Raw genomic sequence first — 13,346 nt, forward strand, 5'->3', positions numbered from 1 at the left:
ATTCTAGTCTGCCGTTTCGGGTTATCGGCTGACTGCCGGCAGACTGAAGCATTGCTGGCGCGCAGCCATCATGCCTCAGCCCTGTGTACCTGACCAGCGAGCAGCGACGAATGCTTGGGCAGATGCAGACGCAGGGCGCCGGGTTCGGCACGAAAACGCAGACCTGTACTTTCCATCGGTTCGCCGTCGAGATTCAGGTCCAAGCCCTCCAGCGCTTCCACCTCCAGCCAGGGCAGCCGCGCGCTGACCGCAACGCTCTGCAGGCCAAGAATGCCCCCGGACAACAACGTGCCCAAGGTGCCGACGACATCCTGCGCCGCCGGCACGATGCAGACATCGAGCAGACCATCGTTGATGCTCGCCTCCGGACAAAGCAGATGCCCGCCACCGGCCTGTCGCCCGTTACCGATACCCAGAGCCAGAAACTCGCCCTGCCATTGGAAATCCGGCCCATGAAAACGACCGGCTGCCGCGCGCACTTCGGAAAAACGACTGAGCCCGGTGAGTAGATAGGCGGCACCACCCAGGACTTTCTTGAGTTCCTCCGGCGTGTTGGCGGTGACGTTGGAGCCGAAACCGCCCGTGGCCATATTGAGGAAAGCACGCTCACCGGCCATGCCCACGTCAACGGCGACCGGCTCGACCTCCAGCAGCGCCAGCGCGGCAGCAGGCGTCAACGGAATACCGGCTGCGTGGGCAAAATCATTGGCCGTGCCCAGCGGCAGCAGAGCCAGGCTGGCATCGCTTTGCGCCTTGACCAGCGCCTCGACCACATCGCGCAGGGTGCCATCGCCACCGCCAGCGATCAGCGTTGAATAACCGGCGGCCAATCCTTCCCCGACCAGCCGCTCGGCGTCGCCACCTTCCCAGGTCAGGCGCACGGCCAGATCCCAGCCGCGCTCACGCAGGCCGTTCACCGCTGCCCTCACTTCTTCGTTCAGCGCCTGCTTGCCATGCAGGATCAACCAGGCCTTGCGTTCGCGCATTGCGCGTCCTCCTTGAAAGGATCAGCGAAAGCCTAGTGCCTGGCCCTCGCGAAAATTAATCAAATTAATCGATATCAACACTGTAAAAATTGCGCTTTTAAATCGATCCATCCAAATGGATCATTCATCCATCAACGCTGCACGGGACTGAACTCGTGCATGACTGGAGGATTGACCATGATCGATGTACGTCCGTTCGAACAACTCGGTGGTGCTCACCATGGCTGGCTCAACGCCCGTCACCACTTTTCCTTTGCCGAATACTACGACGCCGAGCGGATGAACTGGGGCCGCCTGCGCGTGTGGAACGACGACGAGATCGCACCGCACTCGGGCTTCCCGCCGCATCCGCACCGCGACATGGAGATCATCACCTACGTTCGCGAAGGTGCCATCAGCCATGAGGACAACCTGGGCAACAAAGGCCGTACCGAGGCCGGCGACGTGCAGGTAATGAGCGCCGGTACCGGCATCGCCCACAGCGAGTACAACCTGGAGGATGAAACCACCAAGATCTTCCAGATCTGGATCCAGCCGAACCAGGCCGGCCTGCCGCCCTCCTGGGGTGCCAAGCCGTTCCCCAAAGGGGACCGCTCCGGAGCCTTCGTCACCCTGGCCAGCGGTTACGAGGAAGATGTCGACGCCCTGCGCATCCGTACCGACGCGCGCCTGGTGGCTGCCACGGTCAAGGCCGGGCAAAGCGCCGAATACGCCCTGCAACCGGGTCGCAAGGCCTATCTGGTGGGCGCGACTGGTGCTTTCAGTGTCAATGGCGTAGCCGTCAAGGCACGTGATGGCGTGGCCATCGCCGATGAAACGCTGATCCGCATCGAGGCCCAGGAAGACAGCGAGATCGTGCTGGTGGATGTCGCCTGACACGTACCAATCGCCCTCCGACTAGGAGGGCGACTTGTTTCTGTAGGAGGGGCTTTAGCCGCGACCGAGTAACACCAAGGTCGCGGCTGAAGCCCCTCCCACAAATCCCCTTTCTAATCACCTCACGCCGGATAACCGGTGATCTTGCGAATGCGCTGGTACAGCGGTTTGAGCTGACGGTACATGCGCTGATAGACCTGCCCGTAGAGCTGCTGGTAAACGCGCTGGGCCTCCTGGTTCGGCTGGAACACCTGGCCAACCCGAGTCATCGCGGCGATGGCGCTCGGGTAATCAGGGTGCAACCCAAGGCCTACCGCACAGTTGATCGCCGCGCCCAGGCCGCTGGTCTCGTACAGGTGCGGGCGCTCGGCCGGCAAGCCGAAGATATCGGCCGTCAGTTGCATCGCCGCATCGCTCTGCGAACCGCCACCGGACACGCGCAGGCGCTCTATACGGGTGCCAGAGCGTTTTTCGATACGCTCCTTGCCCTGGCGCAGGGCGTAGGCCAACCCCTCCAGAATCGCCCGATACAGATGCGCGCGGGTGTGTACATCGCCAAAACCGATGATCGAACCCTTGGCCTCCAGCCCCGGCTCACGGATGCCAGGCGTCCAGTACGGCTGCAGCATCAGGCCCATGGAGCCGGGCGGCACGGCGTTGACCAGCTCGTCGAACAGCGCCTCGGGTGGCACACCCAGCGCCTCGGCGCGCTGCATCTCGCGCAGGCCGAACTCGCGCTTGAACCAGCTGACCATCCAGAAGCCACGGTAGATCATCACCTCGGTGTTGAAGTGATCCGGCAGCGCCGCCGGATAGGGCGGGATCAGCGGGATGGTTTCCAGGTAACGGCTGCGCGTGGTGTTGATGGTCGCGGTGGTGCCGTACGAGAGGCACGCCGTACTGGGCTCCAGCGCACCAGAACCCAGTACCTCGCAGGCCTTGTCGGCCCCAGCAGCGATCAGCGGCAGGCCTTCCGGAATACCGGTCTGGCGGCTGGCCTCGGCGCTGATCTGGCCCAGTCGCTCACCCGGCTTGAACAGCTCGGGCAGTTGCTCACGGCGTACCTTCAGCGCCTGCCATTTCCAGTCACCGGGCGCAGCCCAGCGCAGGCGCTTGTAGTCGAACGGCAGGTAGGCCACGCAGCTGCTGGTGGAATCGACGAAGCGGCCGCACAGGCGATGGGTGAGAAACCCCGACAGCAACAGCAACTTGTGCGTGCGGGCCGCAATGTCCGGCTGATGCTGGGCGACCCAGTTGACCTCGGCCTGGCCACGGAAATGATCGACCGCCTCCTCCGCGCGCACCAGCTTGAATAGCCAGCCCCACAGACCTTGGATACGCCCCGCCACATCAGCACGACGCTGGTCGAGCCAGAGAATTGCCGGGCGCAGCGGCGCGCCCTGCTCATCGACGTGAATGATGCTGCCGCGCTGGGTGGTAACAGCAACGCCGCGGATCAGACTGCGGTCGATGTCCACCTGCTGCCACAGCAGCCGGCAGGCCTCGCCGAGGCTGGCCCAGTAGTATTCCGGGTCCTGCTCGGCCCAGCCGGGCTGGCTTGAGAAATAGGGGTCTAGCTCGACCTTGCCCTTGGCGAGCAGGTTGCCGTTGGTATCGAACAGCAGCGCGCGCACGCTCTGGGTGCCGTTGTCGATGCTCAGCAGGTAGCTTGGTTCGCTCAAGGTGTGACCTCTGCTTGGAATGCACGGTATTGCTGTAGGAGCGAGCTCTGCTCGCGAACGGGGATGGCGCAAAAGCTTCGCGAGCAGAGCTCGCTCCTACGGACAGCAGGCAGCGTCATCATTCAATATCCGGCAGGCTGTAACAGCGTTGCCACAACGCCAGGTAATCCGCCACTTCCTGCTGCCAGCGCGCATCATTCCAACCCAGGCGCGGCTGGCATAGCGCGCGGATACGCGGCAGTTCAGCGCGGCCGCCGCCTGCCAGCAGCAGGCCCAGGCGCGTGCGGCGTAGCAGCAGGTCGTCCAGGTGCAACACCAGCTCGCCCTCGGCGGCCCAGGCCAGTTCGGCCCAGAAGGTGGCAGTACCCGCGACGCAATCGCTGCCCACCTCGTCGATCAGGCGCAGCACCTCGCCCAACTGGCGACCATGGCGCCCAGCCAGACGACGTTGCTGCGCCGGGCTCAACGCCGGCATCGGTGTCGGCGTATTCGAAGCGAAGACCGCGCCGCCCTGATCATCCACCGGCTTGCCGACGAATATGGCGCAGGCACGCAGCACCTCCAGCGCCAGCAGGCGGAAGGTGGTCAGCTTGCCACCGGCCAGGGTCACGCTGCCCGGCTCGACCCACAGGGCGTGCTCACGCTTTTCGTCCGAGGGTTTCAACCCGGTGCTGCCATTGCCCACCACCGGGCGCACGCCCGCCCAGGTCGACAGCACATCGGCGCGGCTCACCTGGGCGGTCGGGAACTGCTGGGCGCAGGCGGCCAGCAGGTAATCGACCTCCTCCATGCTGATGGCCGCCTCGGCATCCAGATCGCCCGCATGATCCAGATCGGTGGTGCCGATCACCGTCGCGCCCTCCCAGGGGAAGACGAATACCGGGCGCCCATCGGCCGCGTGCATAAAGCTGAAGGCATGCGCCACCGGCAGGCGCCAGCCCGGCAGCAGCAGGTGGCTGCCGCGCAGCGGGCGGATGCGACCAGTGCCCGGCTGGCGCAGGCGATCGGCCCAGGCGCCGGTTGCCTGGGCCACGGCGCGGCTACGCAGGCGGTAGCGGTCGCCCGTCTCGATATCCTCGGCCAGTACGCCGACCACCCGTCCCGCCTCGCGCAACAACTCGACCACGCGCATGCCATTGAGCGCCTCGCCGCCTTCGGCGCGCGCCTCGCCAAGCACGCGCTGCACCAGGCGCGCGTCGTCGGTCACCGCATCGAAGAAGCGCGTGCCACCGAGTAAACCGTCCTCGCGAATGCCTGGTGCCAGGTAACGCAGTTGCTGCAGTGGGTAGAACAGATGATTGCGCTTGCCGGCCAGGGCGTCGTAAAGGCTGAGCAAGCCGCCGAAGACCTTGGGCCCAGGGAAACCGCCGCGATAGTGCGGCATGACGAAGCTCAGCGGCTCCACCAGCCCCGGCGCCTCGCCGAGCAGGCGCTGGCGCTCGCGCACCGAGTCGCGGGTCAGCCCCAGCTGGCCCTTGGCGACGTAGCGCAGGCCACCGTGCACCATCTTCGACGAGCGGCTGGAGGTGCCCCAGGCGAAGTCGCGCTGCTCCAGCAACAGGCAGCGCCAGCCACGCCGCGCCGCCTCACGGAGGATGCCGGCACCGCAGATGCCGCCGCCGATCACCAGCAGATCCCAGTCGCGCGCGGCCAACTCAGGCAGCGCGCGCGTGCGCCAGGTGGCGTTCCAGGGTTCCATGCTCAGTCCTGCAACAGCACGCCAGGCGCCAGGCGCTGGTCGGGGTCGAAATGCGTGGCCAGGCTGCGCAGCGTGGCCATGCCCAGCTCGCCCTTCTCTGCTGCCAGGTAAGGTGCGTGGTCGCGACCGACGCCGTGCTGGTGGCTGATGGTGCCGCGGTTGCCTGCAATGGTTCGACTGGCAGCCGCCTTGAGCCGCTGCCAGCGCGCCATGGCGGTGGCGTAGTCGCTGCCGGGGCGGAATACGTAGGTGGTGTAGATGCTCGAACCTTCGCCGTAAACGTGCGACAGGTGGGTGAACACGTGCACCCGCTCGCCGTCGCCGGTCAGCTCGTCACGCAGGCTGGCCTCGACCTTGTTCAGCAGATTGTCGACGTTGGACCAGTCGGTGGCGGTTTCCAGGGTGTCCACCAGGTAGCCGCGCTCCCACAGACCATGACGCAGGTAGGGGAAACGGAAGCGGTTCTGCTCCCACTTCTTGCCCAGCAGGGTGCCGGTGAATACGCCGTCAAAGCCTTTCAGCAGGCGCCGCGCCTGTTTCAGCGAGGCGGCGTTCTGCACCCGGCTGCCGGTGACGCCGAAGGTGAGCATGCACTTGCCGTCGCGGGCGCCGCGCAGGGCCAGGTATTTCTCCAGCAGCGCGATCTGCTGCGGGTGACCGGCCAGGGCCAGCTGGGTACGGGTTTCGATGGCGTTGGACAGGCGCAGCATGGACAGCGGCACGCGCGCCTGGGCCAGGCTGCGAATGGCGCTCAGCGCCTGCTGCCAGTTGGGCAGGAACACCGCGTAGAAACGCTCCTGCTCGGCCAGACGACTGATGCGCACGCGCACCTCGGAGATCACCCCGAAGCGCCCTTCCGAGCCCATTACCAGCTCGCGCAGGTCGGGCCCGGCCGCCGAAGCCGGGAAGGTGGGAATATCCAAAGTGCCGGCGAAAGTTTCCAGCTTGCCGCCGGCGAACAGTTGCTCGATGCGACCGTAGCGCAACGACTGCTGTCCGCTGGAACGGCTGGCGACCCAGCCACCGAGGGTCGACAGTTCCCAGGACTGCGGAAAGTGGCCCAGCGTGTAGCCACGGGCGCGCAGTTGGCTTTCCACCTGCGGGCCATTGGCGCCGGGGCCGAAGGTGGCGATCAGGCTGTCCTCGTCGATCTCCAGCAGGCGCGTCATGCGCTCCAGCGACAGGGTCAGCACCGGGCGCTGGCCGGCCTGCGGGTTGATGTGGCCGGCCACCGAAGTACCGCCGCCGTAAGGAATCAGGGTGACGTCATGCTGTTGCGCCCAGGCCAGCAGCTCGCGGATCTGCTCGGCGCTTTCCGGGCAGGCGACGCCATCGGGAAACAGACCGAACTCGCCGGAGCGCATCGCCAGCCAGTCCGGCAGGCTCTGGCCGCGGGCATGGCGCACGCGCACTTCGGCATCAACGCAGATCAGCGGGTTGGGGGCCAGACGCGAGGCCGGCACACGCGCCAGCACGTCCTGCAGGCTGGCGTCTGCCAGGCGCTGCCCCGGCCCGATCAGCTCGGCGAGAAAGGCCTCGCCATGGGCCGGCAGTTCCACCTCGGTCGCTTCGTCTCCCCATCCGTTCCAGCGTCGCATCGCATCCCCCATTCCGATCAGCACTTATGGCTGCCTATACTAGCCAGCCGCCGATTTCCGTCACTGTCGAATCGGGACAGGCCATATCGCCAATCAAGACAGGCCTCGCAGAACAAGAAGAATCCATGGAAAACCTCGGCTACACCTCGGTTCCCGCCCTGCTCAAGTACCTGCGCCAGGCCGAACAGCTCGGTCTGGATATCGACCGTGCGCTGGCGGCCGCCGGCGTTCAGGCGCAGGATCTGGCCGACAACGGCAAGCGGATTCCCAGCGAGGTGCATGAGCGCCTGCTGGCGCATTTGATGGAGGTGTCCGGCGACCCCTTGTTCGGTCTGCACTCGGCGCGTTTCGTCCAGCCCGGCTCGTGGAGCGTGCTCGGTTACATCGCCATGAACTGCGCCACCCTGGGCGAAGCCATGGGCCGCATCGTGCCCTACGAGAAACTGGTGGGCGACATGGGCACCAGCCGTATCGAGGCGGCCGAGGATCACGTGCGGCTGATCTGGAGCTGCCGTCATCAGGCGCCGGACGTGCGCCGCCACATGGTGGAGAACGTGCTCGCCTCCTGGCTGCTGTACGCCCGCTGGATCGCCGACTCCGAACATTCGCCACGCGAGGTCTGGTTCGAGCACGCGCAACCGGCCGCCACCGACCAGGCCGAATACCAGCAGCTGTTTGGCTGCCCGGTGCTGTTCGAACAACCCTGCAACGCCTTGCTGGTGCCGCTGGACTACCTCGGCGTGCCGCTGCGCCAGGCCGACGCCAACCTGCTGCGCACGCTGGAAGAACATGCCCTGACCCTGATGGCGGGACTGGACGAGAACGAACCGCTGCCACGCCGGGTGAAGAACGCCCTGCGCCTGCTGCTCAAGGACGGCCTGCCGCGCAAGGAACGGGTGGCGGAAAAGTTCGACATGACCGTGCGCACCCTGCAGCGCCACCTGCAGCAGGCCGGCACCAGCTATCAGCAGATACTCGACGAGCTGCGTCAGGAACTGGCCGAGCATTACCTGCTGCGCAGCGACCTGGCGATCCAGGACATCGCCTGCTACCTGGGCTTCACCGAGTCACGCTCGTTCCACCGCAGCTTCAAGAGTTGGACCGGGCAGACGCCGGGCGAGTTTCGCGAAAGCCGGCGCCGGGACAATCCGCTGGGCTAACGGGACATTCGGAAACGCCGCGCCAGCCAGTAGTCGAGACTCAACCAGCGCCCTGCCCCGCTGAAGAACAATGCCACCAGCATCACTAGGTAGGTGGCGGCGAACTCGATGCCATTGTTCAGCACCACGAACTTGCCGCTGGCGGTCAGCCAGTCGTAATTGCCGTGCTCACGCAGGATGCTGCGCGCCCGCTCGAGCTTCTCCGCCGCCGCCAGCACGCGCTCGTTGGCGAACGGCGCGGACGGGTCGGCAATCGCTTGCCAGCCATAGGGCCAGTGCACGGCGAAGATGGCCACCAGCATGGTGACGATCAGCGGGATGCTGATCCAGCGCACGGCAAATCCGAACAGCAGCAGGATGGCGCCACCGGCCTCGGTCAGCGCTGCCGCCCAGGCCAGCAGCTCGGGAAACGGCAGGCCGAGCCCCCAATCCGGATTGCCGAACCAGGCGGCAGTGGCATCGATGTCCTTGAGCTTCTGCGTGCCGGCCATCCAGAACACCGGCACCAGATACAGGCGCAGCAGCAACGGGCCGAGAAAATCCAGGCGCCGGGTAGCCTCCAGCGCGTCCTGGAGGCGATTGAGCAAAGCGATCATGGCGGTCAGTCCTCGGAATGGGGAAACCAGATATCGCGCGCCTGCCAGTCATCCAGCAGCGCGCGGGCGTTATTGAAATAGGCGCGATCAGCGGCCAGGCCGTGCTCGATGGCCAGCGCCTGTTGCGCCTGCACGGGCGGCTCGCCGGCCTGTAAGCGCAGCGCCAGTTGATAGGCGAACGGCGCCAGTTGCATGAAGCGCACCTGATCCTGGCGATCGCGCCAGACCAGCAGGCAGGTCGGCTCGGCAGGCGGCTGCGTGGGGTGGTGATCGACACCGATCCTCTGCACCGGCCAGCGATAGGCCAACGGCCAGGCCAGTGGCGACCAGCCGTGCTCGGGCAACTGCGCATCGCTGACATCCAGCGCCAGCTCGACCCACTCGTAATGCGCCAGCTCCAGCATGAACGCAGGGTCGTCAGGCTCGGCGCGATAGCCCTGCTGCAGCCAGGCGATGAACTCCTGACTGATCTCGAGGAAGTACGGCGTGCTCGCCCGATGCTCGGCGAGGAACGCGCGCAGCAACCGCTGCCAGCGCTCGGCCCCGAGAACCCCGCGCAGCACCGGAAAGGCGCCGCCCACCAGGCTGGCGACGTTGTTGAAGAACAGCTCCTCGTAGACCGCCATGCGCTCGGCCGTGATGCCCGGCAGCAAGGCCTGCGCCTCAGGCTGGCGAATACGTGCAGCGAAGTCGCGCTGCTGCTGAACGCCGCTCATGTGCCGTACCTGCTCAGCGGTTGCACGGCCTGTTGCAGGCTGCGGATATGCGCCAGTTCGGCATACAGCTCGGCCAGCGGCGGGAAGTTGAAGTCACGCTCCAGCAGCGTCGGGCGCACGCCATGCTGCGCGTAAGCGCTGCTCAGCAGTGCCCACACCGGGTCGATCACCGGCGCACCGTGGGTGTCGATCTTCAGGTCTGCCGCCTGATCGTAATGACCGGCGACGTGCAGATAGGCGATGCGCTCACTGGGCATCGCGGCGATATAGGCTTCGGCATCGAAGCCGAAGTTCAGGCTGTTGACGTAGACGTTGTTGACGTCGAGCAGCAGCTGGCAGTCGGCACGTTCCAGCACGGCGCGAACGAAATCCGCCTCGTCCAGCTCGCCAGGCAGGCGCGCGTAGGCCGAGACGTTCTCGATGATCAGCGGCCTTTCCAGCACGTCCTGCACGATGCGCACGCGCTCGGCGATACGCGCCACCGACTCTTCGGAAAACGGCAACGGCATCAGATCATACAGCTGACCGTCGTCGGCACAGGCCGACAGATGTTCGCTGTAGGCCAGCACGCCGTGCTCGTCGAGAAAGCCCTTGATGGCGTGCAGCAACTCCAGGTTCAGCGGCGCGAAGCCGCCGAGGTTGAGGGACAGACCATGGCACAGCAATGGCCGGCGTTCGCTCAGGGCGCACAACTGCTTGCCCAGCCGACCACCGACACCGATCCAGTTCTCCGGCGCCACTTCGAGAAAGTCGGCGCCGCTGGCCTCATCGCCGATCAACTCGGCGAGCAGCCCGCGACGCAGGCCAAGACCGGCGCCGGTGAGGTTTGCGAGGTGCATGATCCGTCCTCCTCTTGCCCTTACTCGCTCTTCTCGCCGCCGCACTTGCCTTCGCCGCATTTACCCTCGGCGTCAGCCTTCTTCTCGGCACCACACTTGCCCTCGCCGCACTTGCCTTCCTTGTCGGCTTTCATCTCGCCACCGCATTTGCCTTCGCCACAGGAACCTTCCTGCGCCTTCTCGGCAGCGGCCAGGCTGTAGCCGCTGGCCAGTTCCTGCGCAACGAAGGGGTTGCTCGCGGCGTGGGCGGTGAAGGCCACGGAAGTCAGCAGCGCAGCGCCCAGGGTGGCAGTCAGGGTATTGAGTTGTTTCATGGCATCTCTCCATCGGTTTCGAATGCGGGGCCGGATTGGCGCCCTCGCAGCAATGGACGAGGCAGGGATGCGGGCGTTACAGCGGGCGAAAAAAGTTTTCGTAGCCCGGATGAAATCCGGGGGCGATTTACCCGCAACCAGTCGCGGCTACGACTGCATGGATGCAGGAGGTAGAGCGAAGCAGGATGCCAGAGCCGAAAGCCCCTCCCACAGGTACAGGAACATCCACCGCACCGTGGGAGGCGCTTCAGCGGCGAGGCTTTCGATAGCCAGTAGCCCGACCAGCCATGGCAAACGGATAACAAAAGCGTCATCCACCCGCACGGTGTGCCGGGCGTAATGCTGGAGCAAAAAGAGGAGGTCAAGCGAATACACCGAACCGCCGAGACATAGCGGTAAGACTATGACTGCGAAGGTTTTTTAGTGCGAAGCGAAGCGGGATGGTGCGGAGTTGGATGGAAGGCTCTAATATCGGACTAGTACCACCATCCATCTAACCACTGTTATGCACCGGAGGTAGCATGGACATAGAGTACTTCTTCATTGAAAGAACAAAATTCATAAAGTACTTCTATGAGCACGCCATCCAGCCATTCGAAGAGATAGCTGAGGCTATTGAAGAGCATAAAGAACCATTTGCGCCTCCATACAGTGAAGATCCAGAACCTCTCTTTCTTACAGAATGGCTTGACGCCAAAACTGGAATTGAAACCGTTGGCCATACTGCACTTTCCATGCTTTCTTCATCTCTTCAGCTCTTTCTAAAGGAATGGGTTAAACGGCTTGAGAGGCAGCACGGAATGAAGTTCGATGTAAATTTCAAGAAAAATGGCTGGCTTAATGGATATCTAGAAATTTTTAAACAACTGGAACTGCACATTGCTCAGTGTCCGGCAGATATATCAATCATCGAGCAAGTTACCTTAGCCAGGAATAGAGTTCAGCACCCAGAACAAATTACAAACCTAAACATTTGCCACTCAAACGATGATTTGAAAAAGTATCCACGCCCATTCTTTGCTCAAGAGCAAGAAATGTCCTTGAGCAGTTCAGACGAGCAAGACCCAACATCTTGGTGGCTTCCTTTGTCTTTAGCCTCAACTAAAGAAAAAATATTCGAGGCAATCGCCCAAGTGGAAAGCCTATGTTCTTGGCTTGAGTCAGAATATTGGAACGCACGTAATGCATAACAACTGGTTCAAACCGTTCGCTTCGCTCACTGGGACGGGCTAAAGCCCGCCCCTTAACCAAACGTTATGCAATGCCAAGGAGGCACTGTGGAAAAACCAGAAGAAAACATGGTCAATGCCGGAATTTTATTTATGTTTACGGCTTGGCTTCAAAGCCAAATGTCTGACCTGATAATTTTTAGTCAGAACAAAAATTTCATACCTGATTTCATAGCAACACCAGAAAGAGTCCCGAGCGATTTTCATAAGAAACGCGTCGAATACTGGGAAAAGCATTTTGGCCCTGTCAAAAATGAGTTCAAAGAAGAATTTTCAAATCTCCTGACAGACGCAGAGAAGAAGGATGTCGAAGAAATCTATCACCTCAGAAATATGATTGCCCACGCTCATGTTTCTACTGGAAGAAACTACATGTTATACCGCCCTTTTGGTGGTCCTCAGCGCGAGCAAAAATTAATAGCAGACCTCAACCTTCAGCCGGTAGCAGATCAGTCCGATCCTATGATTTTAAAGCTAGAATTCTGGAGGAAAGAGGTTTTCACAAACGCTTCAAATTTAATTGAGCGCTTTGACCAAATTTGCTTGAAAAAAGTCGCCGATCATCTGGGTGTTCCGCATGGTCGTATTAGGTAGGCATCGCATAACAAGCCGCTCAAATCGCTCAAATCGTTCGCTGGGACCGGCGAAGCCGGCCCCTTAGCTTAATCGTTAGGACAACCTGTAGATGGAATCACAAGAAGTCATAGAATCCTTTAGAAAACAACTCGACCAAGTCGAGGGGCAGGGCGGCCAGCAGGTTCAGGTGTCGGCCCTACGTGCATATCTGGATGCTTTAGAGAAGGATGCTGACGCATCCCAAGAGTACCGCAAACAAAAACACGAAGGGATGCTTGCCCATTACACTGCGCAGACTCAGCACAGCATTGAAATGCTGAAGGCAGTTCTGGAGGCAGGCAAGAGCGCATTACAGTCTTTACTAATTATCAACGGTGGCGCAGTCGTTGCGCTACTCGGCGTTCTAAGCAACCTCGTTGGTAAGACTAATGGTTCCGAATTTGCGATTAGATTGGCGCTTCCACTGCTCCTATTCGGAATCGGAGTACTGGCTGGCGCAGTCGGTTTTGCGCTCCGCTATTTTAGCCAGGCATGCTACTCCGAAAGCGATGACGACAAAGATAATTATGAGAAATGGGGAGATCGCCTTCGGTATTCAACTATTGCTGCTGCACTCACAGGATATGCTTTGTTCGGTACAGCTATAGCATTCTCCTATAAAGCAGTGCTTTTGGCGTACACGCCCTAACAAGACCAGCTGCAGTGGCGGGCCTAGCAATAGGTTCAAACCGTTTGCCGCGCTCACCGGAGCCGGCTAAAGCCCAATGTCATCAACCTAAGCTGCAGCCCTGCCCAAGGCAAGCCCCCCGAAGCAGCCAGCCGCCATGGCCGTCGGGCGATGACCAGGCCTCTGCCGCTCAATCAGGCGGTCTAGCTGGGCTGGCGGTGATGTGATCATCGTCTGTTCCGGCTGTCTAGGCGAGATTTCTCGTTCTCCGGACGAGCCTATGCCGACCGCTTGTGGCCAGCTTTTTTGCACGGAGGTTGGGCGGTGGTGTTTCTTCAGCGCGTCGGTTTGTAGCCCTCACAACCTCGGCTGGCTGCGCGTTTGCGTTGGCGCGCAAAGCTACGGCCT

Annotated in this window: 13 protein-coding genes; 5 read left to right on the forward strand and 8 right to left on the reverse strand. The window is 62.3% G+C overall.

Annotated features, from left to right (window positions below):
- Nucleotides 1-68: 68 nt before the first annotated feature.
- Nucleotides 69-986: a lipid kinase YegS gene (yegS, locus tag BLS08_RS20640; protein WP_017677659.1), complete on the reverse strand. Its 918-nt coding sequence runs from the start codon at nucleotides 984-986 to the stop codon at nucleotides 69-71.
- Nucleotides 987-1,163: 177 nt separating this feature from the next.
- Between yegS and BLS08_RS20645 the strand changes: the two genes are divergently transcribed.
- Nucleotides 1,164-1,862, forward strand: coding sequence for a pirin family protein (locus BLS08_RS20645; RefSeq protein WP_017677660.1), 699 nt, complete (start codon nucleotides 1,164-1,166; stop codon nucleotides 1,860-1,862).
- 122 nt (nucleotides 1,863-1,984) lie between these two features.
- Here BLS08_RS20645 and BLS08_RS20650 read toward each other — a convergent pair whose 3' ends face one another.
- The 3 genes from BLS08_RS20650 to BLS08_RS20660 form a co-directional block, all read right to left on the reverse strand.
- Complete coding sequence (locus BLS08_RS20650; protein WP_017677661.1) at nucleotides 1,985-3,544, reverse strand: FGGY-family carbohydrate kinase; 1,560 nt, start codon at nucleotides 3,542-3,544, stop codon at nucleotides 1,985-1,987.
- A 118-nt stretch (nucleotides 3,545-3,662) separates the two neighbouring features.
- The gene (locus BLS08_RS20655) at nucleotides 3,663-5,243 is read right to left on the reverse strand and encodes a glycerol-3-phosphate dehydrogenase/oxidase (protein ID WP_017677662.1); all 1,581 of its coding nucleotides are present in this window, start codon (nucleotides 5,241-5,243) and stop codon (nucleotides 3,663-3,665) included.
- Nucleotides 5,244-5,245: 2 nt separating this feature from the next.
- Nucleotides 5,246-6,841 (reverse strand): FAD-binding oxidoreductase, encoded by a 1,596-nt coding sequence (locus tag BLS08_RS20660; RefSeq protein ID WP_026088637.1) that lies wholly within the window; start codon nucleotides 6,839-6,841, stop codon nucleotides 5,246-5,248.
- Nucleotides 6,842-6,966: 125 nt separating this feature from the next.
- On the opposite strand from BLS08_RS20660, the gene gliR reads away from it, so the two are divergent.
- Nucleotides 6,967-8,001, forward strand: a complete 1,035-nt coding sequence (gene gliR / locus BLS08_RS20665) for an AraC family transcriptional regulator GliR (protein ID WP_017677664.1) — start codon at nucleotides 6,967-6,969, stop codon at nucleotides 7,999-8,001.
- Here the strand turns inward: gliR and BLS08_RS20670 are convergent.
- Genes BLS08_RS20670 through BLS08_RS20685 form a run of 4 tightly spaced genes read right to left on the reverse strand, consistent with a single transcriptional unit; the run spans nucleotide 7,998 to nucleotide 10,466 of the window.
- The gene (locus tag BLS08_RS20670; protein WP_017677665.1) at nucleotides 7,998-8,597 is read right to left on the reverse strand and encodes an HvfX family Cu-binding RiPP maturation protein; all 600 of its coding nucleotides are present in this window, start codon (nucleotides 8,595-8,597) and stop codon (nucleotides 7,998-8,000) included. The genes gliR and BLS08_RS20670 overlap by 4 nt on opposite strands.
- A 5-nt stretch (nucleotides 8,598-8,602) precedes the next feature.
- On the reverse strand, nucleotides 8,603-9,313 hold the full coding sequence (locus tag BLS08_RS20675; protein WP_017677666.1) for an HvfC family RiPP maturation protein: 711 nt from the start codon (nucleotides 9,311-9,313) through the stop codon (nucleotides 8,603-8,605).
- Nucleotides 9,310-10,152, reverse strand: coding sequence for an HvfB family MNIO-type RiPP peptide maturase (locus BLS08_RS20680; RefSeq protein WP_017677667.1), 843 nt, complete (start codon nucleotides 10,150-10,152; stop codon nucleotides 9,310-9,312). The genes BLS08_RS20675 and BLS08_RS20680 overlap by 4 nt, the downstream gene beginning before the upstream one ends.
- 20 nt (nucleotides 10,153-10,172) lie before the next feature.
- Nucleotides 10,173-10,466, reverse strand: coding sequence for an HvfA family oxazolone/thioamide-modified RiPP metallophore (locus BLS08_RS20685; RefSeq protein ID WP_017677668.1), 294 nt, complete (start codon nucleotides 10,464-10,466; stop codon nucleotides 10,173-10,175).
- Between the two features lie 521 nt (nucleotides 10,467-10,987).
- On the opposite strand from BLS08_RS20685, the gene BLS08_RS20695 reads away from it, so the two are divergent.
- From BLS08_RS20695 to BLS08_RS20705, 3 genes are all read left to right on the forward strand, one after another.
- The gene (locus BLS08_RS20695; protein ID WP_081593839.1) at nucleotides 10,988-11,656 is read left to right on the forward strand and encodes a hypothetical protein; all 669 of its coding nucleotides are present in this window, start codon (nucleotides 10,988-10,990) and stop codon (nucleotides 11,654-11,656) included.
- Nucleotides 11,657-11,743: 87 nt separating this feature from the next.
- Entirely contained in the window at nucleotides 11,744-12,289 is a 546-nt protein-coding gene (locus BLS08_RS20700; RefSeq protein WP_139204268.1) for a hypothetical protein, read from the forward strand.
- A 91-nt stretch (nucleotides 12,290-12,380) separates the two neighbouring features.
- Nucleotides 12,381-12,959 (forward strand): hypothetical protein, encoded by a 579-nt coding sequence (locus tag BLS08_RS20705; RefSeq protein ID WP_017677672.1) that lies wholly within the window; start codon nucleotides 12,381-12,383, stop codon nucleotides 12,957-12,959.
- The last annotated feature ends 387 nt before the right edge of the window (nucleotides 12,960-13,346 follow it).

Origin of the sequence: Ectopseudomonas chengduensis (assembly GCF_900102635.1) — a bacterium.
Lineage (GTDB): Bacteria > Pseudomonadota > Gammaproteobacteria > Pseudomonadales > Pseudomonadaceae > Aquipseudomonas > Aquipseudomonas chengduensis.